Consider the following 22,137-nt stretch of genomic DNA (forward strand, 5'->3'; position numbering starts at 1 on the left):
TAATGCATCGATAGACGTCGATACAGAAAATGGGGAGTCACCGTGACCGCGCAGATCGACCACGTGTCCACCGCCGCCCTGCCCACCGTGGTGATCGGGGCGGGCCCCGTCGGCCTCGCCGCGGCCGCCCACCTCGTCGAGCGGGGCATCGAACCCCTGGTCCTGGAGGCCGGTGCCGCCGCCGGCAACGCCGTGCGGGAGTGGTCGCACGTACGCCTCTTCTCCACCTGGTCGGAGCTCGTCGACCCCGCCGCAGAGAAGCTCCTGGCCCCCACCGGCTGGGCGAAGCCGGACGGGGCGGCCTGTCCGACCGGCGGTGACTGGGCGGAGAAGTATCTGCAGCCGCTGGCCGACGCCCTGGGCGAGAGGGTCCGCTACGGCACGACGGTGACCGGCGTCTCCCGTCAGGGCCGCGACCGCGTCGTCGACGCCGACCGCGAGCGCAGGCCCTTCACCGTCCATGTCCGGAACGCCGACGGCAGCGAGCGGCGCGTCATCGCCCGCGCGGTCGTCGACGCCTCCGGTACCTGGGCCACCCCGAGCCCGATCGGCGGCGACGGCCTGCCCGCCCTCGGCGAGCGGGCCTTGCGGGAGCGCGTCTCCTATCGTGTGCCCGACCTCAAGGACCCGGCGGTACGGGCCCGTTACGCGGGTAAGCGCACCGCGGTGATCGGCTCCGGAGCCTCCGCGTTCACCGCGCTCGCGTACCTGGCCGACCTCGCCAAGGAGGTGCCCGGCACCCACGCGGTATGGGTGCTGCGGCGCGGCATCAGCGGCGCGACCTTCGGCGGCGGCGACGCCGATCAGCTCCCGGCCCGCGGCGCCCTGGGCCTCGCGGCGAAGGCCGCCGTGGACGACGGCCACGCCGACGCCGTCACCGGCTTCCGCACCGACGCCGTCGAGAAGAACGGCGATCAGCTGATCCTGGTCGCCGAGGACGGCCGTCACCTCGACCCGGTCGACGAGGTCGTCGTCCTGACCGGCTTCCGCCCCGACCTGTCCTTCCTCGGCGAGCTGCGCCTCGGCCTCGACGAGCGTCTCCAGGCGCCGGTCGAACTGGCCCCCCTGATCGACCCCAACGTCCACTCCTGCGGGACCGTCTACCCACACGGGGTGGGCGAGCTCTCGCACCCGGAGCGGGACGTCTACCTGGTCGGCATGAAGAGCTACGGACGCGCCCCGACCTTCCTCGCCATGACCGGCTACGAGCAGGTCCGCTCCATCGCGGCCGCCCTCGCCGGTGACCGGGAGGCCGCCGAGCGCGTGGAGCTGACCCTCCCTGAGACGGGCGTCTGCGGCGGCGCCGGGCTCTTCGACGAACCGGCCGACGCCGACGAGTCCGGCGGCGGCTGCTGCGGGGCGCCGTCCACCCTCCGGATCGGTACGAGCGCGGTGGCGACCTCGGGCGGCTGCTGACAACGCGATACGCAGGGCTGTCGCAGAGCTGTCACGGGGCTGCCGCGCGGCTCGTGCCTCCGTAGGGCCCGCTTCGCCCGAACGGCCGCGAGCGTTCGCGCGAACGCGTCGTCGGTTATCTGCTGGAGGCGATCGCAGTTCCTACGACCCAGGAGATCAATCCATGCGTGTCCGCACTCTCAGCGTCGCCGTCCTGCTCGCTGCCAGCACCGTTGTCGGCGGTGCGAGCCAGGCCCTTGCCGACGACGACCCCTCCGGGCCGGGCAAGGTCTACGACAGCCAGGACATCCTGTCCGACAACGACCTCAACGTCTGCGGTAACACCATCGACATCATCGCGCTCCTCAACCCCGCCTCCGGCAACAAGTGCAAGAGCAACTGACGACGGCGTTGAGAGAGGCGGCCCGGCCGGGGGAAACCCCGGCCGGGCCGCCTCGTCTCGGCGTACGCGGCGCGCGTGCCGCCGCGAGGTGAAGGCCCTGCGGTGCCGCGCACCCGGCGACGCCGCCCACGGACCCCCAATGAAATTTTGCAAAACTTCTTTTGGATGCCCGGGTCTCGCCGTACGCTCACGCCATGACGAGCGAAGACAAGCGGCGCGTCCTCGACCCCGAGAGCGACGCGGCGGCCCTGAAGGCCCTCACACATCCCCTGCGTATCCGGCTGCTCGGTCTGCTGCGGATGAAGGGCCCCGCCACCGCGACCGAACTGGCGGCGGCGACGGGGGAGTCGTCCGCGTCCACCAGTTACCACCTGCGGGTCCTGGCGAAGTACGCGTTCGTCGCCGAGGCCGACCGGCGTGACAGCAGGGAGCGTCGCTGGCGGGCCGTGCACGAGGTGACCTCGTGGAGCAATGAGGCGATGGAGGCGTCGCCCGGCAGCCGCGGCTTCGTCGGCACGATGCGCAGGCGTCAGATCCAGCATCTGGGGGAGACGCTGGTGCGGCACGAGGAAGATCTGGCGGCGGGTCGGCTCGGGCCGCAGTGGCTGGAGCCGTCCGGGATCAGTGACATGCTGCCCCGTCTGACCCCGGAGTCGCTCGGAGAGCTGTGGCGGGCGTTCGAGGAGAAGCTGACGGAGCTGACCGCTCGCGACGCGGCGGACCCGCGCGCCGCCCAGACGGTCGTCTTCGCGGCCGGCCTGCCTCTGGCACGCCGCGCGGACGAGGAGCCGGAGGAGTCTGAGGGCTCTGAGGAGTCGGAGGGCTCCGCGGGCTCCGCGGGCTCCGCGGGCTCTGCGGGCTCTGCGGGCTCCGCGGGCTCCGCGGGTGGCGCGCCGTGAGCGAGCCCCTCGGCATAGCGGCCGCGCGCCGTCGCTACGTCACTGTCTGCGCGCTCTTCTGGTTGCCGCTCGGGCTGGCCATCGCCCCGCAAGTGCTGCTCTTCACCGAGCGCGGCATGACTCTCGCCGCCATCGCGGGCTTCTTCGCCGCGCACTCGCTGACGGCCGCCGTGCTCGAACTGCCCACGGGAGGCCTCTCCGACGTCCTGGGCCGCCGCGCCGTCCTCGTCGCCGCCGGCCTCCTGGACCTGGCCGCGTTCACCCTGGTGAGCCTCGGCACCACCGCCTGGGTGCTGATGCTCGGCATGGCGGTGAAGGGCGCGGGACGCGCCCTGTCCAGCGGGCCGGCCGAGGCCTGGTACGTCGACACCGTCCAGGCCACCGCCGGCCCGGACGCCGAACTGCGGACCGGCCTGGCCCGCGGCAGCGCGGCCACCGCGGCGGCGCTGGCGGCCGGCACCCTGGCCGGCGGCGTTCTGCCCTGGCTGCTGGGGCTCGGCCCCGATCCCGGCGCGTGGTTGAGCCGGGCCACCTCCGGCCTGGTGCTCCCGCTCTCCGTCCCGGTGCTGGTGGCCGCCGCCTTGGACGTCGTCTTCGTGCTGTACGTCCTGACCGCTCTGCCCGAGCCGCCGCGGGCGCCGACGAGCGTGTGCGGCGTTCTGCGCGGCATCCCCGCCACCGTCATATCCGGACTGCGCCTGGGCGGACGTGACGTACTCGTACGCCGGGTGCTGCTCAGCGCGGCAGCGGCGGGTGGTGCGCTGGTGACGGTGGAACTGCTCACCCCCGGCCGGGTCGCGGCCCTGACCGGTGAACCCGAGACGGGCGCGGTGTTCTTCGCCGGGCTGGCCTGCGCGGGCTTCGTCTGCTCGGCCCTCGGCAGCCATCTCGCACCGCTCACCGCCCGACTGGCGGCCGACGGGGAGCGCGCGGTCCTGGTCGCCCTCGGCGTCGGCGCGAGCGGACTGCTGCTGATCGCGGCCACGGCGGCCTCCACGGGGCCGGTGTCCATGGCTCTGGGAGTCACCGGTTTCGCCCTGGTCTACCTGGGCCTCGGCGCGGCAGGACCGAACGAGAACGACCTGCTGCACCGGCGCGTGTCCCCGACGGGGCGCGCCACCGCCCTGTCGGTCCAGTCCCTCGCGCTGCAACTGTTCGGCGCCTTGGCAGGCTTGGCCATCGGAACCCTCCCTCCCGGACCGTTGCCCTGGCTGGTCGGAGGCGCCGCACTGACTGCCGGGGCCCTGCTGTGGACCCGCCGCGCGCCCGCGCCACTGGGAGCCCTGAGCGCCTGTTCTTCGAAGCCCTGACAGGTCTGGGCCCCGCCCCTGCGTCGAAGATCACCGGGTGCAGAATGACCCGTATGCCTATATCGAACATGCCGAAGGCGGCCACGATCGATGATGCTCCGCTGGTGGGCCGGACCCTGGCCCGCGCCTTCGGCGACGACCCGATGATGTGCTGGTTCTTCCCCGACGGCGCCTCGCGCGAGGCGTCGTTGGGCCGCTACTTCACCACGATCTTCACCCGGCAGTATGTCCACCACGGAGTGTGTGAACGCACGGAGTCGGCGGCCGCGTTCTGGGTGCCGCCGCAGGCGCAGTCGAAGGCCGTACCCGACGCGGAGACCGTCCAGGAGCTTCGGGACATCCTCGGCGACCGGGCGGAACTCTTCGGGGGCGCCGTCGAGATGGCCGCCGAGCACACGCCCCAGGAACCGCACTGGTCCCTGTCGCTCATCGGCGCCGACCCGGCCGCCCAGGGCCAGGGGCAGGGGGCCGCCCTGCTGCGCTCGGGGCTGGCCCAGGCCGACGCGGCGGGTGAGCCCGTCCGCCTGGAGTCCTCCAAGCCGTCCAACATCCCCGTCTACGAGCACTTCGGCTTCACCGTGCGCGAAGAGCTGCGGCTGCCGGGGGAGGGGCCGACGCTCTGGTCGATGTGGCGCGAGCCGCGCCGCCCGACCGACGCCTAGGAGCCCCCCGAGCCGTTAGGCGAACGGTCCGGCCGGGCCGAAGGCCAGTGCGGCGAAGCGTTCGCCGATGAGGCGGTGCGTGGCGGCGTCCGGATGGAGCTGGTCGGGCAGCGGCAGCTCGGCGAAGTCCGCCTGGCCGTAGAGGTCGCGGCCGTCGAGGTGGTGGAGGTTCGGGTCGTCGGCCGCACGCTGCTTCACGATGCGGGCCAGCTCGTCCCGGATCACGTTCAGCGTCAGCTTCCCGGCGGCCCGTTCCGCGGGGTCGCCCATGGCCTTGAACTGGAGCCTTCCCTCGCCGAGGCCGCTGAAGTCCGGGGCGCCGGGGCCGGGCGTGTCCTCGTGGATCGGGCACAGGATGGGCGAGACGACCAGCAGTGGGGCGCTCGGGTGCCCCTCGCGGATCGTGTCGAGGAAGCCGTGCACCGCGGGCCCGAAGGCGCGCAGACGCATCAGGTCCAGGTTGACGAGGTTGATGCCGATCTTGACGCTGATCAGGTCCGCGGGGGTGTCGCGCAGGGCACGCGCGGTGAACGGGTCGAGCAGGGCGCTGCCGCCCAGGCCGAGGTTGATCAGCTCCACGCCGCCGAGGGACGCGGCCAGCGCGGGCCAGGTCGTGGTGGGGCTCGCCGCGTCGGAGCCGTGGCTGATGGAGCTGCCGTGGTGCAGCCACACCTTGCGGCCGTGATCCGGGGCCGGCTCGACGGGGGCGTCGGTGCGCAGGGCCACCAGCTGGGTGACCTCGTTGTGCGGCAGCCAGATCTCCACGTCCTTGACGCGGTCGGGCAGGCCGGGGAAGCGGACGGTGCCGACCGGCCCGGGCACGGTCTCCGCCGAACCGGTGGTCATGTCCACCATCAGGACGTTGCCACCGGTCACGCCGGCCTGCCCCGCGAGGGTGCCGTCGACGAGCAGGTCGTACACGCCGTCCGGGCGGGGCGGCGCTCCCCGGTAGGCCGTCTTGGTGCGGAGCGTGTCCAGCTCCACGACGGTGGCGCGCGTGCGGAAGACCAGCCGTACGCCGGAGGGCTGGGCCTCCGCCATGGCCAACTGCCCGTCGGCGCACTGGGCGCGGGCGCGCGGGGGCAGCCGGTGCGGCAGCACCCCGTGCTCGGTACGCTCCAGGTCGAGCGCGCCGCGCAGCAGGTCCTCGGCGAGAGGCAGGGTGATCGGCGTGGTGATCCAGTCCGTTCCCCGGGGAGTGACGGAGGGGCCGGGGGCGGGGTCGTGCGGAGAGTTCATGACATCAGCCTGTCAAGGGCGTACCTGAACCGCACATGATTTTCCGCAGCCGCAGCCGCAGCCGCAGCCGCAGCCGCAGCCGCAGCCGCAGCCGCAGCCCCTACAGGCGGTTCCTCCAGCCGGTGGACCCCGCCCTACAGCTGGATCCACTCCCTCTCCGTGGTCACCCGCTCCAGCACCTCCGCGACCGGCTCGACCCCGAGCCCCGCCCCCGTGGGCACGTCGAGGTGGCCCGCGTTGAGTTCGAAGGGCTCCGTGATGTCCGTGGCGAAATAGCGGCGTGAGGCGGAGGTGTCACCCGGCAGGGTGAAGCCGGGGAGTGCGGCCAGCGCGACGTTGGCGGCGCGGCCGAGGCCGGTCTCCAGCATGCCACCGCACCACACGGGGACGCCGTGGGCCACGCACAGATCATGGATGGCCTTGGCCTCCAGGTAGCCGCCGACCCGGCCCGGCTTGATGTTGATGACGGACGCGGCGCCCAGCGTGATCGCCGCGGCGGCGTCCTCGGCGGACTCGATCGACTCGTCCAGGCAGACCGGCGTACGCAGCAGCTTCGCGAGCGCCGCATGCTGCACCAGGTCGTCGTCGGCCAGCGGCTGCTCGATGAGCAGGAGGTCGAACGCGTCCAGCTTGGCCAGCTGCCGGGCGTCCGCCGGCGTGTAGGCCGCGTTGGCGTCCACCTGGAGCAGCAGTTCGTCGCCGAACCGCTCCCGCACCGCGCGGACCGGTGCCACGTCCCACCCGGGCTCGATCTTCAGCTTGACGCGTACGTACCCCTCGTCGAGGAAGCTTCCTACGGCGTCGAGCAGTTCGGGGACCGAGTCCATGATGCCCACCGACACCCCGCACGGCACACGCTCGCGCCCGGCGCCGAGGAAAGCCCCGAAGGACTGGTCGGCCGCCCGCAGCTGGGCGTCGAGCACGGCCGTCTCCAGGGCCGCCTTGGCCATCTTGTGGCCCTTGAAGGGTTTCATGGCCCGCTTCACCGAGTGGGCGTCCGCCACGGCGGGCAGCGCCGGGACGAGGAAGCGGCGCAGCACGTCGGCGGCCCCGTCGACGTACTCGGAGCAGTAGCGCGGTTCGGACATCGCCACGCACTCGCCCCACCCCTCGCCGTCGGGCGTGACCACCCGTACGAGCAGGACGTCGCGGGCGGTCTCGACGCCGAAGGAGGTGCGGAACGGCGACCGCAGCGGCATCACGATCCGGCGCAGTTCGATTCCGGTGAGCTTCATGTGGCCTGCCTCCTGGGGTGGTCGCGCGTGACGACGTACGAAGTCCGGTCGTGGAAGCCCGTGACGCGGGCCCCTTCGGCCAACAGGCCGCCCAGCACCTCCCGCATCGCCAGGCGCCACGCCTTGGCCGCGCCCGGATCGGTGCGCCGCAACGCCTCGATGTCGGGCGGGACGTCGAGCAGGAGAGTGGTGGTGGAGGAGTCGAGAGGTTCCACGACCGGCAGGCCTTCGCGCAGCGACAGGGCGGTCACGGCATCCGCGGGGACGGGAGCGGGGCCGGGGCCGGACGCGGGCACCGGGGTGGACAGCTCCCAGGCGACCAGCGCCCGGTCCGTGTCGTCACCGCCGTTGATCGCGTCGTCCAGTGACCCGTAGAAGTTGGCGAGGTACTCCACCGGCCGCGCGCCGAGCTTGGCCAGATTGAAGTGTGCGTTGCGCCGTACCAGCGGATCGTACGTCCAGGTGATCCGGGAGAGCCCGCGGGCCAGCGCCCATTCGCGCTGGTGCCACTTGAGGGCCGGGCCCGCCGCGTGCCCGGGGAGGGCGCCCGTCACATGGGAGTGCAGTGCCTGACCGACGGGCGCCGCGAAGAAGGCTACGGACGCGCCGACCAGACAGCCGTCCGCGAAGGCGCCCGCGACATAGTTCCCGGCGTGGGAGAGAGCCCGCATCTGCTCGGTCCCCATCGGCGAGGCCCCGGGCGCGGAGCCCCAGATCTCCTCGAACAGCGCGTTGGCGGCGGCCAGTTCACGTAGCTCATGGAGTTCGCGGACGTCGAGGTCGCTCAACGGGCGGCCTCCTCGACGAGTCCGGCGAGAAGCCGGGCCCGGGGGACCATCTCCGCGACGATCACATGCTCGTGGTCGGCGTGGGCCCCGCCGCCCACGGCACCCAGACCGTCCAGCGTCGGGCAGCCGAGCCCGGCGGTGAAGTTCCCGTCGGACGCTCCGCCCACCGCCGCCGAGCGCAGCGGGCCAAGACCCAACCGCTGAGCGACCGCCCGCGCCCGCTCGAACAGGTCGGCGGAGGAAGTCGGCTCCATCGGGGGCCTGTTGGGGCCGCCCCGCACCTCAAGGCGCGCCCCCGGCACGGTCACGCTCAACGCCCGCATCGCGGCGTCCACCCGTTCCTGCGCCGCGAGCGTGGGGACACGTACGTCGACACAGACCGTCGCCTCGGCGGGCACCGTGTTGGTCGCCGAGCCGGCCCAGGTCATGGTCGGCGTCACGGTGGTCCGCCACCCTTCCGCGGAGGGGGCGTCGACGTCGGCCTTCTCCACGAGCCCTGCCAGCGCGAGGATGAGATGCGCGGCCTCGATCGCGGCGTTGATCCCCTTCTCCGGCTCCAGGCCGGAGTGGGCCGCCTTGCCGTGCACCACCAACTCGTAGTCGGAGGTGCCCTTGCGCGCGGTCTTCACCGCGCCACCGTCGGCAGCCGCCTCCAGCACGAACGTCGCCGCACACTGCCGGGCCGTCTCCTCGATGAGCTTCCGTGACGTGTCCGAGCCGACCTCCTCGTCCCCGGTCACCAGGACGCACACGCCGTCCAGGGAGGGCAGCGAGGCCAGGGCGTGGAACATCTGCACGAGGCCGGCCTTCATGTCGAAGATGCCGGGCCCGCGCGCGACGCCGTCCCGCACCGACCAGGGGTGACTCGCCAGCGAACCCATCGGCCACACGGTGTCGTGGTGACCGAGGAGCAGCACCCGGGGCGTGCCGAACACCCATCGCAGGTGCGTCACCCCCTTGACGACGATGCGTTCGGGCGCGGCGCCGAGGTGCCGGGTCCCCTGCGCGGCCACGACGTCCGCGCTGCGCGCCACCGCCTCCAGGTCCGAGGAGAAGGATTCGCACACCACCAGTTCCTGGAGATCAGCGACCATCGCGGCGAGCCGCTCCGCGGACTCCTCCGGCGCCGCCCCGGTGTCACCCGCGCCGCTGTGTCGATCTTCGGTCACCCTCGACTCCTCCTCTTCCTCCTTGAGCATTCCTACTTGAGCATTCCTGCTTGAAAGCATTCCTGCGATGCTAAAGGAGGCCCGGGGGCGTCGACGGTTCGCGTCCACGGCTCAAGGGCGCCAGTACAGCGCCGGATCGGGGTGGTCGACGAAGCCCAGGGCGCGGTAGAGCGGCTCGCCCTCGGGCGAGGCGTACAGGTCCACGCGGGAGGCCTCCCGCTCGCGGAACCAGTCGAGCAGGGCCCGCATGATCGCGCGACTGTGGCCGCGCCGTCGGTACGCCGGGTCGGTGACCACCCCGATCACGTGACCCACCCGGCCGTTGACATTGTGCGGCCCGGGAAACCACTGGTCGACCGTGCCGATGCCGCACGCGGCCAGGCCGTCGTCACCGTCCACGACGAGGATCCGCGCGCTCCGGGCGGTCAGCTGTTCCTTGAGGACCGTGACGAGGTGGTGGCGCCAGTCGCCGCCCGCTGACGCCGGGTTGAAGTAGTCGCCGCCGAGGTCGTCGAAGAGCAGCGCACGGAGGCGTACGAGCTCCGGCAGATCGCCCTCCACGGCCTGCCGTACGGCACGGTCATGGGTGGTGGGGTCACGGGTGGTGGGGTCTCCGGGGTGCGGCGTGGCGAGCTGTCCGTCGGGGTGTGTCATGTGATCACCTTGATGTAATGGTCTTATGCATCTCAACCCTTACGGCACGGATGCCGTGAACCTGGCGGCGGACCTGGCCAACCGATTCCCCGCCGACCCCGGGGAGTTGGCGGACCGCTGCCGCGCCGCCGGTCTGACCCTGGAACGCCCGGCCGCACCGGAGGACTTGGCCGCTGTCCGGGCGGCCCTGGACGCGTGGGAGAAGGTCGTCGACGCCGCCGACGAGTGCGAGCGCGCCGAGTCGGTCAACCGGATGCTGGCCGCCTCCGCCGGCCACCCCCGCCTGACCGACCACGCGGGCGACGGCTGGCACCTGCACTACCGCGGCGACCAACTGCCGCTCGGCACCCTGCTGTTCTCGCTCATCGCGGTCGGCACCGCGCTGCACCTGGTGGGACGCGGCATGCACCGGTTGCGGCGCTGCGCGGTCGCCGAGTGCGCCACGATCTTCGCGGACACCTCCCGCACCGGACGGCAGCGCTACTGCTCCCACCCGTGTGCCAACCGCGACGCGGTACGCCGTCATCGCGCACGGGCCAGGCGGTGACGCGGTAACGGGCCCCGGTGTGCTGCGCGAAGGGTTGACCGCGCGTTTGAAGCCGCTTACGGTCCCGTTCGCAAGTTCTTGCAGATTCAATCTGCAAGATTCTGCAAGCGATCCCCCACTGGAGGCCCCATGAACGGCCCAGCGCCCACGCACATAGCCAGAAGGCCCGTCGCCGTCACGCTCGCCCTCGCGGCCGGAGTCCTCGGGAGCCTCTTCGCGCCGACGCCCGAGGCCGAGGCGGCCCCGCCCGGCGGCAAGGACGTCACCGCCGTCCTCTTCGAGTGGCGCTTCGACTCGGTCGCCAAGGCGTGCAAGGACCGGCTCGGCCCCGCGGGCTACGGCTTCGTCCAGGTCTCACCGCCCCAGGAGCACATCCAGGGCGGTCAGTGGTGGACCTCGTACCAGCCGGTCAGCTACAAGATCGCCGGTCGCCTCGGTGACCGGGCGGCCTTCAAGAACATGGTCGACACCTGCCACGGCGCGGGCGTCAAGGTCGTCGCGGACGCCGTGATCAACCACATGGCGGCCGCGTCGGGGACCGGCACGGGCGGCTCGGCGTACACGAAGTACGACTACCCCGGCATCTGGTCCGGCGCCGACATGGACGACTGCCGGTCGCAGATCAACAACTACGGCGACCGCGGGAACGTACAGAACTGCGAACTCCTGGGCCTCGCCGACCTGGACACCGGCGAGGGCTATGTACGCGGCCGGATCGCCGCCTACCTCAACGACCTGCTCTCGCTCGGCGTCGACGGGTTCAGGATCGACGCGGCCAAGCACATGCCGGCCGGCGACCTGGCCGACATCAAGTCACGGCTGAGCGACCCCGGCGTGTACTGGAAGCAGGAGGCCATCCACGGTGCGGGCGAGGCGGTCTCGCCGAGCGAGTACCTCGGCAACGGAGACGTCCAGGAGTTCCGGTACGCCCGCGACCTCAAGCGCGTCTTCACCAACGAGAAGCTGGCCTACCTGAAGAACTACGGCGAGGGCTGGGGCTACATGGCCTCCGGGAAGTCCGCCGTCTTCGTCGACAACCACGACACCGAGCGCGGCGGCGACACCCTCAGCTACAAGGACGGCGCCAACTACACCCTGGCCAACGTCTTCATGCTCGCCTGGCCGTACGGGGCGCCCGACGTCCACTCCGGATACGAGTTCTCCGACCGCGACGCCGGGCCTCCCAACGGCGGCGCGGTGAAGGCCTGTTACTCCGACGGCTGGAAGTGCCAGCACGCGTGGCGCGAGATCTCGGGCATGGTGGCCTTCCGCAACGCCGCGCGCGGCCAGGCCGTCACGCACTGGTGGGACAACGGCGGCGACCAGATCGCCTTCGGCCGCGGCGACAAGGCGTACGTCGCGATCAACCACGAGGGCTCCTCGCTGAACCGCACCTTCCAGACCTCGCTGCCCGCCGGGGCCTACTGCGACGTCCAGTCCGGCAAGCGCGTCGCGGTCGACTCCTCCGGGCGGTTCACCGCCACGCTCGGCGCCAACACGGCGGTCGCGCTTCACGTGGGGGCGAGGACGTGCGGCTCCTGACCGGTATGCCTTCGCGCGAGGTCGGCCCGCTGGTCCCCTAGGCTCACCGTATGGGAAAGACAGAGGCCCAGGGAAAGGCAGAGGCAGGGTCGCTGGACCTCAACCAGCTCCGCACCTTCCTCGCCGTCTACCGCTCCGGGTCCTTCACCGCGGCCGCCCGCCTCCTCGGGCTCTCGCAGTCCACGGTCACCGCGCAGATCCGCTCCCTGGAGCGGCAGTTCGACCGGGAGCTGTTCGAGCGGCTGCCGCGCGGCGCCGCCCCCGCGCCGTTCGCGGAGGAACTGGCGTCCCGGATCGTCGAGCCCCTGGACGCCCTGGCCGAGGTCGCGGGCCACGGCGGCGACGGCTCGGCGGACCCCGTCCATCTGGCGGGACCTGCCGAATTCCTCTCGCACTGCGTGCTGCCCGGCCTCGCGTCCCTGGTGGAGAAGGGTGTCCGGCTGCGGATCACGACGGGCCTCACGGACGACCTCCTGGAGGAGTTGCGCGCGGGCCGGCATGACCTGGTGGTCGCCACGGCCCGGCCCCGGGGCCGGGCCGTGGCCTCCGTGCCCCTCGCCGACGAGGAGTTCGTGCTGGTCGCCGCGGGCGCCTGGGCCCAGCGCGTCGGCGGCCCGGAGCGGATCACCGCCCTGGGTCCCGCCGCACTGCGCGGCGTCCCCCTGGTGGCGTACGCCGAGGACATGCCCATCGTCCGCCGCTACTGGCGCCACGTCTTCGGCAAGCGCCTGGTGTGCGAGCCCGCCGTCACCATGCCCGACCTGCGCGCGGTCAAGGCGGCGGTGGTGGGCGGCACCGGATTCACCGTGCTGCCCCGCTACCTGTGCCTCGACGAGCTGGCCTCAGGGGCGCTGATCCTGCTGAACGACCCGGAGGACCCGCCGATCAACACCGGCTACCTCGTGCAGCGCCCGGGCTCCTCGGACAACCCGCACGTCGCCCTGGTCCGAAACCACCTGCTGGAGTCCGCGCGCGACTACTAGCCGACTAGTCGACACCGGGACCGACACCGGAACCGGAACCGGTTTCGGGTGCGCGGTCCGTGAGCAGCAGCCCGTTCTCCCAGATCTTGTTGAGCGTCGTCACGAGCCGCTCGTACGGGATGCGCTGCCCCAGCACGAACACCATGTAGGCCATGCGGCTCACCATCACGGACAGGGCGTGCGCGGTGACCAGCGGATCGAGGCTCGTGTCGGCCTCGCCGTTCTCCTGGAGCGTGCGGATCAGCTTGGCGTTGCGCCGCGCGAAGGCGTTGCCGCGCTCGACGCGCAGCGCCATGAACTGCTCGTCGACCTGGGCGACCTGCTCGAACAGCGCCATCAGGCGCGCGTTCTTCTTGTACGCCCGCAGGTACTCGCGGTTCGAGGCGTCGATGAGCTGACGGGTGTCGGTGATGCCGGTGCGCTCGCGCAGATGCGGGTGGAGCATCTCCTCCTGCACCTGCTCGACAAGCGCCTGGAAGATCTCTTCCTTGCTGTTGAAGTACGTGTAGAACGACCCGGAGGCGACCTGCGCCGCCTTGGAGATGTCGGTGATCCGGGCGTCCAGGTAGCCGTCGCGTTCGAAGACCTCGCGGGCGGCGGCGATCAGCGTGTTGCGGGTCCGGACGCCGCGCGCGCTGCGTGGGGTGATCGGTTGCTTCTGGCCGCCGTCTGCGGCCGGGGCCTGGGCAGCCACTGCGGTCCATTCACTGTCGTTCGAGCCTTTACCTCACCGGTGGCAGCGGATGCTATCAGCCGACCGCGTCGAGGAACTTGAGAAGAACGGCGTTCACCTCATCGGCCCGCTGCTGCTGGATCCAGTGGCCCGCGCCGTCGAGCACGACGCGCCCCCGCGGATCGGTCAGCACCCGGTCGAGGCGGTCCGCCGGCATGAAGCGGGCGACGGGGTCCTTGGAGCCGGTGACGAACAGCGACGGCTGCGCGATGACACGGCCGTCGAGGTGCTCGGTGAGCGCCCAGTCGCGGTCCAGGTTGCGGTAGTAGTTGAGGCCGCCGGTGAATCCGGTCTCCTCGAACGTGTCGACGTAGTACGAGAGTTCCTCCTCGCTCAGCCACGGCGGGGGCGGCAACTTCTCGTCGGGGCGGGCGGCCCACTCGGCGGACCAGATCTCCTTCGCGACGAGGGTCCTGCGGACGTTGCGGCTCAACGCCCGGTCCGCGACGCCCGGCTCCTGGAACCACGCCATGTAGAAGTCGTCCCCAAGGCGGGAGCGCAGGATCGGCAGGGGCGGCGCGGGGGCGCGCGGCGTCACGGGCACGCTCATCCCGGCCACCGCCCGCACCCGCTCCGGGCGGTCCAGGGCCATGTGCCACACCACGGACGCGCCCCAGTCGTGCCCCACGAAGACGGCGTCGTCCGCGCCGACGTCGTCGAGCACCCCGGCCAGGTCGGAGCAGAGCGTCAGGACGTCGTACGCGTCGACGTCTTCGGGGCGCGAACTGCCTCCGTAGCCGCGCATGTCCGGCACCAGGACCCGGTGGCCGGCCGCCGCCAGCGCGAAGACCTGGTGCCGCCAGGAGAACGCCAGCTCAGGGAAGCCGTGACACAGCACCACCGGCGGCCTGCCCGGCCGCCCGTCGCCGTGGTCGAAGACGCGGAGCGTGATGCCGCCCGTCTCCACCCGGCGCGTCGCGACGCGCTCCCACGCGCTGACCGGCGTATGTGTCGTCATGGGCAGTATTGAACTTGACGTTGGGTTCAAATGTACAGGGGCCCCGACGACGAGGAGCGGTCACTTGGCGGGGGTGTGGGGCGCTTGTGCGCGGCGCACGCACGGCGGGCCCGGCGGAACGAATCCGCCGGGCCCGCCGCTCAGGTGCGTACCGCACCGGTGAACCGTTCTCAGTCCGTGCCGGACTCCATCGCGGCGCGGTCCAGCATCGTCTCCTCGTCCGTGGTCTCGCCGCGTGAGGCGATCGCCTCGGCGCCGCCCGCGTCCATGGCGCCGATCAGACCCGTCGAGGCGGCCTGCGCGGCGCCGATCGGCGTCGGGTGGACGGCGGCGCCGACCAAGCCCAGCTCCACGTACTGCTCGAGGCGGGAGCGCGAGTCCGCGATGTCGAGGTTGCGCATGGTGAGCTGGCCGATCCGGTCCACCGGGCCGAACGCCGAGTCCTCGGTCCGCTCCATGGAGAGCTTGTCCGGGTGGTAGCTGAGCGCCGGGCCCCGCGTGTCGAGGATCGAGTAGTCCTCGCCGCGCCGCAGCCGCAGGGTCACCTCGCCGGTGATCGCCGCGCCGACCCAGCGCTGCAGCGACTCGCGCACCATCAGCGCCTGCGGGTCCAGCCAGCGGCCCTCGTAGAGAAGACGGCCGAGGCGCCGGCCCTCGTTGTAGTACGCGGCGACGGTGTCCTCGTTGTGGACCGCGTTGACGAGGCGCTCATAGACGATATGGAGGAGCGCCATGCCGGGCGCCTCGTAGATGCCGCGGCTCTTGGCCTCGATGATCCGGTTCTCGATCTGGTCGGACATGCCGAGGCCGTGGCGGCCGCCGATGGCGTTGGCCTCCATCACCAGATCGACCGGGGAGGCGAACTCCTTGCCGTTGATGGAGACCGGCCGGCCCTGGTCGAAGGCGACGGTGACGTCCTCGGTGTCGATCTCCACCGACGGGTCCCAGAACCGCACGCCCATGATCGGTTCGACGGTCTCAAGCCCGGTGTCGAGCTGCTCCAGGGTCTTGGCCTCGTGCGTGGCGCCCCAGATGTTGGCGTCCGTGGAGTACGCCTTCTCCGTCGAGTCCCGGTAGGGCAGGTCGTGCGCGACCAGCCACTCGGACATCTCCTTGCGGCCGCCGAGCTCCGTGACGAAGTCCGCGTCCAGCCAGGGCTTGTAGATCCGCAGATGCGGGTTGGCCAGCAGGCCGTAGCGGTAGAACCGCTCGATGTCGTTGCCCTTGAACGTGGAGCCGTCGCCCCAGATCTGCACGCCGTCGTCGAGCATGGCCCGCACCAGGAGCGTGCCGGTCACGGCGCGCCCCAGCGGCGTGGTGTTGAAGTAGGGCCGGCCGCCCGACTTGATGTGGAACGCGCCGCAGGCGAGCGCCGCAAGGCCTTCCTCGACCAGCGCGGCCCGGCAGTCGACGAGTCGGGTGATCTCGGCGCCGTACGCGGAGGCACGGCCGGGCACGGAGGCGATGTCGGGCTCGTCGTACTGGCCGATGTCGGCGGTGTACGTGCACGGGACGGCGCCCTTGTCGCGCATCCAGGCGACGGCTACGGAGGTGTCGAGGCCGCCGGAGAAGGCGATGCCGACGCGCTCGCCGGTGGGGAGGGAGGTGAGAACCTTGGACATAGCAAGAGTATGCATCAGAACGCATGGCCATGCAAACACCCTGGGCGGGCGGTACGTCGTCCGATGTTCGCCCGGGCGTCACCTGCCGTCGTCCTTGATCGGCGAGCCTCTGAGGTCTGATCGCGGCAGGTCCGGTCGCGGCAGGTCCGGTCGCGCATCCCGAAGGGACAACGTTGCAACGCCCACATCCACGCCCACGCCCAGGACGTACGTACCAAGGCAGGAGAACGCTCGCGGCAGGCTCGCTGGCGGCCGTGCTGTCGATGGCTCTGGCGGGCTGCGGGTTCGCGGGGCTCGGGGAGGGGGACGGGGACGACCACGCGTCCGCCGTTCCCGCGGCCGTCGCCGGGATCGACTGCGCGGAGGCGGGGAAGGTCCAGGGGACGGGGTCGAGTGCCCAGCAGAACGCGATGAAGCACTGGATCAAGGAGTACCAACGCGCCTGCCCCGGCGTGCGGATCGCCTACAACCCGATCGGGTCCGGGGCCGGGGGCGCCCAGTTCCTGCGCGGCGCCACCGCGTTCGGCGGCTCCGACAGCGCGTTGAAGGGCGATGAGGTCGACCTGTCCAAGAAGGTCTGCCGGGGCGGTCGCGCCATCGATCTGCCCATGGTCGGCGGGCCCATCGCGATCGGATACGACCTGCCCGGCGTCGATGATCTGGTCCTGGACGCGCCGACCCTCGCCAGGATGTTCGACGGGCGGATCACCAGCTGGGACGACCCGAGAATCCAGCGGCTCAACCCCGGCGCCGAGCTGCCCTCCATGCCGGTCCGTCCCGTCCACCGCTCCGACGACTCCGGCACCACGCAGAACTTCCAGGCCTACCTCGCGGGCGCCGCCCCCGAGGTCTGGGACCACCCGGCGGGCAAGGCGTGGCAGGGCAGGGGCGGCGCGTCCGCGAGCGGGTCGAGCGGCGTCGCCTCGGAGGTCACCTCCGGCTTCGGCGCGATCGGGTACTTCGAGCTGTCCTTCGCGCGGGCGCGCGACATCAAGACGGTCAGCATCGACACGGGCGCGCCCGCCCCCGTCGAGCCGACGCCCACGACGGCGTCGGCCGGTATCGCGGCCGCGCGCGTCGCGGGCAAGGGCAAGGACATGACGCTGAAGTTCCGCTACGGCGCCTCGACGCCCGGTGCGTATCCGATCGTGCAGGTCACGTACGAGATCGTGTGCGACAAGGGGAACCGGAAGGAGACGCTGCCCGCCCTCAAGTCGTTCCTCGGCCACACCGCGAGCGAGGCGGGGCAGGAGCCGCTGTCCCGGCTGCACTACGCGCCGCTGCCGGAGTCCGTCGCCGGTCAGGTGCGCGACGTGATCCGCACGCTCGCCTGACCGGGAGCGGCCGACCGCACCCGCAGAGGTGGCCTGCCCCGGTGTGTGACCGAGGCGGTCTTGGTGAGAGCACCGTGAGGGGGCGCCGCCGGTCCGGCGGTGCTCGATCACGGTGACGGCTCGGGCCGGGCATGCCTCGGCGGAGTCCCTGGCGGCTGCTCCGATGCCGTTCCCGGTGGCTTGCCGGCCCTACTCCGCGCCCCAGGTGACGGGCAGTTCGTGCACGCCGAAGACGTTCATGCCGGTCCGCAGCGGAACGTCCTCGGGTGCGACGGCGAGCCGCAGCGCCGGGAAGCGGGCGAGCAGCGCGGGGAGGGCGACCCGCATCTCGACGCGGGCCAGTTGCTGCCCCAGGCACTGGTGGATGCCGTAGCCGAACCCGAGGTGGCCGGTGGCCTTGCGGCGCAGATCCAGGGCGTCGGGGTCGGGAAAGCGTTCCGGGTCGCGGTTGGCGGCCTCCATGGAGACGATGACCGTCTCGCCCGCGCTGACCAGCTGGCCCGCCACCTCGACGTCCTCCAGCGCGGTCCGCGCCCCTGTCTGCGCGATGGTCAGATAGCGCATCAGCTCCTCGACGGCCGTGTCGGCCATGCCGGGATCGGCGCGCAGGGCGGCGAGTTGGTCCGGGTTGCTCAGGAGGGCGAAGGTGCCGTACGCGATCATGTTGGCGGTCGTGTCCAGGCCCGCGCCCAGCAGGAAGGACCCGATGCCGGCGAGCTCGTCGTCGCTGAGGTCGCTGCTGGTCAGATCGCTGAGGAGGTCGTCGGTGGGGTCCGCCCGCTTGGCGAGGACCAGCTTGTGGAGGTACTCCTGGCCCGCGTTGAGGGCGGCGACCAGCTCCTCTTCGCCGGCGCTCTGCGTCATGAGCGTCGCGGTGTTGCGCTGGAAGAACTCGCGGTCGGCGTAGGGGACTCCGAGGAGTTCGCAGATCAACAGCGCGGGGATGGGCTGCGCGTACGCCTTCACCAGGTCGAGTGTGGGTCCCTGGCGCTCCATGGCGTCGAGGCGCTCGGCGGTGACCTGCTCGACGCGTTCGGTGAGCAGCCGCATCCGGCGCACCGTGAACCTGCCTAGGAGCAGCCGCCGGTAGTGGGTGTGCTCGGGCGCGTCGAGCCCGGTGAGGTCGCCGATCGGGGCCGGGCTGAGCGGCCCTGTCAGCCCGGCCCCGTAGGGCAAGTGCATGAGTTCGTAGCGCGAGCTGAAGCGGGAGTCGCTCAGGATCGAGCGGACCGCCGAGTGGCTGGTGGCGAGCCAGCCCACGTGGCCGTCGGGGAAGGCCAGCCGGGTGAGCGGCCGCTCCTCGCGCAGCCGTGCGAACTCGGCGGGCGGGTCGAAGGGGCAGCCCGAGGGGCGGGTGGTGGGCAGGCGTAAGGGGTCGTTCGGCAGGTCGTGCCGCATGTGGTTCCTCCGATGCAGAGAGCGCCGTGACGCCAGCATGGCACATGGGCGACGCCATTACGAGCCAAGTTGGCTCACAGTGGCGGCAAGTGGCGTCACGTGGTGCTGACGGGGATGCCGAGCCGGTGATGCGCGAGGTTCAGTGCCTCGTCGATGATCTGGCTCAGATGGTCGTCGCGGAGCGCGTAGACGACGCGGCGGCCTTCCTTGCGCGTGCCGACCAGTCCGGCGAGGCGCAGCTTCGCCAGGTGCTGGCTGACGGCGGGGCGTGCGGCGCCGCAGACCTCGGTCAGTGTGGTCACGTCGGCCTCGCCCTCGGTCAGCCGGCGGAGCAGGACCAGGCGGGTGCGGTCGGCGAGGAGCGCCAAGAGGTCGGCGGCGAGGGTGAACTGCTCCACGCCAGGGCTGTGCGGATGCGCATGGTGCGCAGGTGATAGATGCATGCGTGCGCTCACACGCACATAATGGGGGGCTGGGCGGCCGGTGTCCAGACCGGCCGGAACGCCGTCCGCGTCGCATCGGAAGGGGCAGCACCACGTGAATCACCCCAACGAGCACCAGCATCCCCACGAGCACGAGCACGAGCACGAGCACGAGCACGAGCACGAGCACCGACGCCTACACGAGCACCAGCACCCCCACCCCCAACGTCACCGCCTCCGGCACCTCCTCACCCCCCACTCCCACGACTCCGCGGGCAAGGTCGACACAGCGCTGGAGAGTTCGGCGCGCGGCATTCGGGCGCTGTGGGTGTCCCTCGGCGTACTGGGCCTGACGGCCCTCGCGCAGGCGGTCGTCGTGGCGATGTCCGGTTCCGTCGCCCTGCTCGGTGACACCGTGCACAACGCGGCCGACGCCCTGACCGCGGTGCCGCTCGGCATCGCCTTCGTCCTTGGCCGGCGGGCCGCCACGCGCCGTTTCACGTACGGATACGGCAGGGCCGAGGATCTGGCGGGCCTCGTCATCGTCCTCACGATCGCCGCCTCGGCCGCGTTCGCCGCCTGGACGGCCGTCGAACGGCTTCTGCATCCACGCGACATGACCCATGTCCCCGTGGTCGCCCTCGCCGCCGTGATCGGCTTCGTCGGCAACGAAGGCGTGGCCCGCTACCGCGTCCGCGTCGGCCGCGAGATCGGCTCGGCCGCGCTCGTCGCGGACGGACTTCACGCGCGTACGGACGGATTCACCTCGCTCGCCGTGCTGATCGGAGCGGGCGGTGCCGCCCTCGGCGTGCGGCTCGCCGACCCCGTGGTCGGCCTCCTGATCACGGCCGCGATCCTGCTGGTCCTGCGGGACGCCGCCCGCGAGGTGTTCCGCCGTGTCATGGACGCCGTGGACCCGGCGCTCGTCGACGCGGCGGAGCGTGCGCTTGTGGAGGTGCGTGGCGTACGAGCGGTCGGCGAGCTTCGGATGCGCTGGATCGGCCACCGGTTGCGCGCCGAAGTGGCGGTCGTCGTGGACGGATCGCTGAACGTGCGCGAGGCGCACCACGTCGCCGTCGAGGCCGAGCACGCACTGCTGCACGCGGTCCCGCGCCTGACGGCGGCCCTGGTCCACGCCGACCCGGCACCCGCCGCGGGAGAGCGCGACCCACATCTGCCCCTGGCCCATCACGCACCCGCCTCGGCCGAAGTGCTGTAGGTCACACGAGGCGGCGGGAACTGGGCCGACTCGCGGGCCGACTCCTGGACCGGCCCGGTCGCAGCCGGGCCGCGGCCCGTCGATCCAGGAGAACGCCTCATGCCCGCCGAACCCACCGTCCTCGCCGAAGGCGACGGGCAGCAGCCAGCCGTGCCTCCGCAGTCGCCCCACGCCGCGGAGGCCCCGCCCCTCGGAAAGCGGTCCGGCTGGGCGTCGTTGCGTCCGCTGGTCCTGCGCCTGCACTTCTACGCCGGCCTGTTGATCGCGCCGTTCCTCCTGGTCGCCGCCACGACGGGCCTTCTGTACGCGTGCTCGTACCAGGCCGAGAAGATCGTGTACGCCGACGAACTGCGCGTACCCGTCGCGGCGGACAAGCGCGAACTGCCCCTGGCGCGGCAGGTGGCAGCCGTCCGTAAGGCGCACCCGGAAGGGACGATCGGCGCGGTCCGGCCCGCGCCGGAGGACGGCGCCACCACGCGCGTCCTGCTCTCCGGCGTGCCGGGCGTCGACCCCGATCGCACGCTCGCCGTCTTCGTGAACCCGTACACGGGCGAGGTGCGCGGCGCCCTTGAGCAGTACGGCGCGTCCGGCGCCCTGCCGTTGCGCACCTGGATCGACGAACTCCACCGCGATCTGCACCTCGGCGAGCCGGGCCGTCTCTACAGCGAACTCGCGGCCAGCTGGTTGTGGGTGATCGCGGGCGGCGGCCTCGTCCTGTGGTTCGGGCGCCGCAGGGCGCAGCGGAAGCTGCGGAATACGACGGGCCGTCGCCGCACGCTGACGCTGCACGGCTCGGTGGGCGTCTGGGCGGCGGTGGGTCTGTTCTTCCTGTCGGCGACGGGGCTGACCTGGTCGACGTACGCGGGCCAGAGCATCAGCGATCTGCGGGACGCCATCGGCCAGTCCACGCCCGCGGTGACGGCGAGCGTCACGCCGGGAGCGGAGCCCGGAGCGGACGCCGGAGGAGAGCACTCCGGGCATGGCGCGGCGGCGGGCGGTCCGCGTGAGGAGTCCACCGGTGCCGGAAGCGGGAAGACCGCCGCAGATGTCGGACTCGACGCCGTACTGAAGTCGGCGCGCGGCCAAGGCCTTTCGGACCCCGTGGAGATCGTCCCGCCCGCCGACGCTTCATCCGGGTCGTCGGCGTACGTCGTCAAGCAGATCCAGCGCAGCTGGCCGGAGAAGCAGGACGCGGTCGCCGTGAACCCCGCGAACGGCGAGGTCACCGATGTCCTGCGGTTCGACGACTATCCGGTGCTGGCCAAGCTCTCGCGCTGGGGTATCGACGCGCACGCCGGCTCGCTCTTCGGCATCGCCAACCAGATCGCGCTCGCCGCGCTCGCCCTCTGTCTGATCCTGCTGATCGTGTGGGGTTACCGGATGTGGTGGCAGCGAGGCCGCGGCTCCTCCTTCGGCCGCCCGATGGCCCGCGGCGCCTGGCAGGACGTACCGGCGTACATCCTGGTCCCCTTGATGGCGGGGATCGCGGTACTCGGCTACTTCGTCCCCCTGCTCGGCATCCCGCTGGCGGCGTTCCTCGCCGTGGACATCGCGCTGGGCGAGATCGCGTACCGGCGGGGGAGGCGGACGTACGGCTAGGCCGGGGGCCGGGCCTCCGGGCGCCC

Annotated in this window: 20 protein-coding genes and 1 pseudogene; 11 read left to right on the forward strand and 10 right to left on the reverse strand. The window is 71.9% G+C overall.

Translation table 11 applies throughout. From position 1 onward, the window contains the following. The first annotated feature begins 63 nt into the window (after window positions 1-63). The 5 genes from ACWDZ7_RS17805 to ACWDZ7_RS17825 all read left to right on the forward strand — a co-directional run bounded on the left by ACWDZ7_RS17805 (window position 64) and on the right by ACWDZ7_RS17825 (window position 4,669). Window positions 64-1,416 carry an NAD(P)-binding domain-containing protein gene (locus tag ACWDZ7_RS17805; protein ID WP_451798107.1) on the forward strand — a complete coding sequence of 451 codons (1,353 nt, stop codon included), beginning with the start codon at window positions 64-66 and terminating at the stop codon, window positions 1,414-1,416. Window positions 1,417-1,579: 163 nt separating this feature from the next. After that, window positions 1,580-1,798 carry a chaplin family protein gene (locus ACWDZ7_RS17810; protein WP_451519718.1) on the forward strand — a complete coding sequence of 73 codons (219 nt, stop codon included), beginning with the start codon at window positions 1,580-1,582 and terminating at the stop codon, window positions 1,796-1,798. Window positions 1,799-1,992: 194 nt separating this feature from the next. Next, a complete protein-coding gene (locus tag ACWDZ7_RS17815; RefSeq protein ID WP_451797905.1) occupies window positions 1,993-2,697 on the forward strand; it encodes a helix-turn-helix domain-containing protein in 705 nt (234 codons plus the stop codon). After that, complete coding sequence (locus ACWDZ7_RS17820) at window positions 2,694-4,007, forward strand: MFS transporter (protein ID WP_451797907.1); 1,314 nt, start codon at window positions 2,694-2,696, stop codon at window positions 4,005-4,007. Before ACWDZ7_RS17815 ends, ACWDZ7_RS17820 begins: the two co-directional genes overlap by 4 nt. A gap of 53 nt (window positions 4,008-4,060) precedes the next feature. Continuing rightward, a complete protein-coding gene (locus tag ACWDZ7_RS17825; RefSeq protein ID WP_451797909.1) occupies window positions 4,061-4,669 on the forward strand; it encodes a GNAT family N-acetyltransferase in 609 nt (202 codons plus the stop codon). A 15-nt stretch (window positions 4,670-4,684) separates the two neighbouring features. Here ACWDZ7_RS17825 and ACWDZ7_RS17830 read toward each other — a convergent pair whose 3' ends face one another. The 5 genes from ACWDZ7_RS17830 to ACWDZ7_RS17850 form a co-directional block, all read right to left on the reverse strand. Continuing rightward, window positions 4,685-5,908: a GDSL-type esterase/lipase family protein gene (locus tag ACWDZ7_RS17830; protein WP_451797910.1), complete on the reverse strand. Its 1,224-nt coding sequence runs from the start codon at window positions 5,906-5,908 to the stop codon at window positions 4,685-4,687. Window positions 5,909-6,042: 134 nt separating this feature from the next. Next, window positions 6,043-7,143, reverse strand: a complete 1,101-nt coding sequence (gene menC / locus ACWDZ7_RS17835) for an o-succinylbenzoate synthase (RefSeq protein ID WP_451797912.1) — start codon at window positions 7,141-7,143, stop codon at window positions 6,043-6,045. Further along, entirely contained in the window at window positions 7,140-7,931 is a 792-nt protein-coding gene (locus ACWDZ7_RS17840; protein ID WP_451797914.1) for a GNAT family N-acetyltransferase, read from the reverse strand. The genes menC and ACWDZ7_RS17840 overlap by 4 nt, the downstream gene beginning before the upstream one ends. Further along, window positions 7,928-9,025, reverse strand: a complete 1,098-nt coding sequence (locus tag ACWDZ7_RS17845) for a M20 family metallopeptidase (protein ID WP_451798109.1) — start codon at window positions 9,023-9,025, stop codon at window positions 7,928-7,930. The genes ACWDZ7_RS17840 and ACWDZ7_RS17845 overlap by 4 nt, the downstream gene beginning before the upstream one ends. Window positions 9,026-9,211: 186 nt before the next feature. Beyond that, window positions 9,212-9,754 (reverse strand): GNAT family N-acetyltransferase, encoded by a 543-nt coding sequence (locus ACWDZ7_RS17850; RefSeq protein WP_451797916.1) that lies wholly within the window; start codon window positions 9,752-9,754, stop codon window positions 9,212-9,214. Window positions 9,755-9,779: 25 nt separating this feature from the next. Between ACWDZ7_RS17850 and ACWDZ7_RS17855 the strand changes: the two genes are divergently transcribed. The 3 genes and pseudogenes from ACWDZ7_RS17855 (at window position 9,780) to ACWDZ7_RS17865 (ending at window position 12,826) form a co-directional block, all read left to right on the forward strand. After that, window positions 9,780-10,301 (forward strand): CGNR zinc finger domain-containing protein, encoded by a 522-nt coding sequence (locus tag ACWDZ7_RS17855; RefSeq protein ID WP_451797917.1) that lies wholly within the window; start codon window positions 9,780-9,782, stop codon window positions 10,299-10,301. Window positions 10,302-10,430: 129 nt separating this feature from the next. Continuing rightward, window positions 10,431-11,834 (forward strand): annotated as a pseudogene (locus tag ACWDZ7_RS17860) (alpha-amylase); the annotation flags it as partial. Between the two features lie 59 nt (window positions 11,835-11,893). Beyond that, window positions 11,894-12,826, forward strand: coding sequence for a LysR family transcriptional regulator (locus ACWDZ7_RS17865; protein ID WP_451797919.1), 933 nt, complete (start codon window positions 11,894-11,896; stop codon window positions 12,824-12,826). A gap of 4 nt (window positions 12,827-12,830) precedes the next feature. Here the strand turns inward: ACWDZ7_RS17865 and ACWDZ7_RS17870 are convergent, their stop codons facing one another. The 3 genes from ACWDZ7_RS17870 to argG all read right to left on the reverse strand — a co-directional run bounded on the left by ACWDZ7_RS17870 (window position 12,831) and on the right by argG (window position 16,139). Beyond that, window positions 12,831-13,520, reverse strand: a complete 690-nt coding sequence (locus tag ACWDZ7_RS17870; RefSeq protein ID WP_451797921.1) for a TetR/AcrR family transcriptional regulator — start codon at window positions 13,518-13,520, stop codon at window positions 12,831-12,833. Between the two features lie 55 nt (window positions 13,521-13,575). Next, complete coding sequence (locus tag ACWDZ7_RS17875; protein ID WP_451797922.1) at window positions 13,576-14,517, reverse strand: alpha/beta fold hydrolase; 942 nt, start codon at window positions 14,515-14,517, stop codon at window positions 13,576-13,578. A 170-nt stretch (window positions 14,518-14,687) separates the two neighbouring features. Continuing rightward, on the reverse strand, window positions 14,688-16,139 hold the full coding sequence (argG, locus tag ACWDZ7_RS17880; protein WP_451797923.1) for an argininosuccinate synthase: 1,452 nt from the start codon (window positions 16,137-16,139) through the stop codon (window positions 14,688-14,690). Between the two features lie 263 nt (window positions 16,140-16,402). Between argG and pstS the strand changes: the two genes are divergently transcribed. Further along, the gene (gene pstS / locus ACWDZ7_RS17885) at window positions 16,403-17,473 is read left to right on the forward strand and encodes a phosphate ABC transporter substrate-binding protein PstS (protein ID WP_451798110.1); all 1,071 of its coding nucleotides are present in this window, start codon (window positions 16,403-16,405) and stop codon (window positions 17,471-17,473) included. Window positions 17,474-17,662: 189 nt separating this feature from the next. On the opposite strand, the gene ACWDZ7_RS17890 is transcribed toward pstS, so the two are convergent. Further along, the gene (locus ACWDZ7_RS17890; RefSeq protein ID WP_451797925.1) at window positions 17,663-18,871 is read right to left on the reverse strand and encodes a cytochrome P450; all 1,209 of its coding nucleotides are present in this window, start codon (window positions 18,869-18,871) and stop codon (window positions 17,663-17,665) included. A gap of 95 nt (window positions 18,872-18,966) precedes the next feature. Next, a complete protein-coding gene (locus ACWDZ7_RS17895; protein ID WP_451797927.1) occupies window positions 18,967-19,314 on the reverse strand; it encodes an ArsR/SmtB family transcription factor in 348 nt (115 codons plus the stop codon). 94 nt (window positions 19,315-19,408) lie between these two features. Between ACWDZ7_RS17895 and ACWDZ7_RS17900 the strand changes: the two genes are divergently transcribed. Both ACWDZ7_RS17900 and ACWDZ7_RS17905 read left to right on the forward strand, forming a co-directional pair. Continuing rightward, window positions 19,409-20,512: a cation diffusion facilitator family transporter gene (locus tag ACWDZ7_RS17900; RefSeq protein WP_451797929.1), complete on the forward strand. Its 1,104-nt coding sequence runs from the start codon at window positions 19,409-19,411 to the stop codon at window positions 20,510-20,512. 99 nt (window positions 20,513-20,611) lie between these two features. Beyond that, complete coding sequence (locus ACWDZ7_RS17905) at window positions 20,612-22,111, forward strand: PepSY-associated TM helix domain-containing protein (RefSeq protein WP_451797930.1); 1,500 nt, start codon at window positions 20,612-20,614, stop codon at window positions 22,109-22,111. The last annotated feature ends 26 nt before the right edge of the window (window positions 22,112-22,137 follow it).

Source organism: Streptomyces sp. NPDC003032, assembly GCF_053591415.1.

Excerpts from the sequence above, each read along its gene's own strand:
- ACWDZ7_RS17810 (WP_451519718.1), top strand. The coding sequence starts at position 1,580 with ATGCGTGTCCGCACTCTCAGCGTCGCCGTCCTGCTCGCTGCCAGCACC.
- ACWDZ7_RS17815 (WP_451797905.1), top strand. The coding sequence starts at position 1,993 with ATGACGAGCGAAGACAAGCGGCGCGTCCTCGACCCCGAGAGCGACGCG.
- ACWDZ7_RS17825 (WP_451797909.1), top strand. The coding sequence starts at position 4,061 with ATGCCTATATCGAACATGCCGAAGGCGGCCACGATCGATGATGCTCCG.
- ACWDZ7_RS17830 (WP_451797910.1), bottom strand. The coding sequence starts at position 5,908 with ATGAACTCTCCGCACGACCCCGCCCCCGGCCCCTCCGTCACTCCCCGG.
- menC (WP_451797912.1), bottom strand. The coding sequence starts at position 7,143 with ATGAAGCTCACCGGAATCGAACTGCGCCGGATCGTGATGCCGCTGCGG.
- ACWDZ7_RS17845 (WP_451798109.1), bottom strand. The coding sequence starts at position 9,025 with ATGGTCGCTGATCTCCAGGAACTGGTGGTGTGCGAATCCTTCTCCTCG.
- ACWDZ7_RS17850 (WP_451797916.1), bottom strand. The coding sequence starts at position 9,754 with ATGACACACCCCGACGGACAGCTCGCCACGCCGCACCCCGGAGACCCC.
- ACWDZ7_RS17855 (WP_451797917.1), top strand. The coding sequence starts at position 9,780 with ATGCATCTCAACCCTTACGGCACGGATGCCGTGAACCTGGCGGCGGAC.
- ACWDZ7_RS17865 (WP_451797919.1), top strand. The coding sequence starts at position 11,894 with ATGGGAAAGACAGAGGCCCAGGGAAAGGCAGAGGCAGGGTCGCTGGAC.
- ACWDZ7_RS17875 (WP_451797922.1), bottom strand. The coding sequence starts at position 14,517 with ATGACGACACATACGCCGGTCAGCGCGTGGGAGCGCGTCGCGACGCGC.
- argG (WP_451797923.1), bottom strand. The coding sequence starts at position 16,139 with ATGTCCAAGGTTCTCACCTCCCTCCCCACCGGCGAGCGCGTCGGCATC.
- pstS (WP_451798110.1), top strand. The coding sequence starts at position 16,403 with ATGGCTCTGGCGGGCTGCGGGTTCGCGGGGCTCGGGGAGGGGGACGGG.
- ACWDZ7_RS17890 (WP_451797925.1), bottom strand. The coding sequence starts at position 18,871 with ATGCGGCACGACCTGCCGAACGACCCCTTACGCCTGCCCACCACCCGC.
- ACWDZ7_RS17895 (WP_451797927.1), bottom strand. The coding sequence starts at position 19,314 with ATGCATCTATCACCTGCGCACCATGCGCATCCGCACAGCCCTGGCGTG.
- ACWDZ7_RS17905 (WP_451797930.1), top strand. The coding sequence starts at position 20,612 with ATGCCCGCCGAACCCACCGTCCTCGCCGAAGGCGACGGGCAGCAGCCA.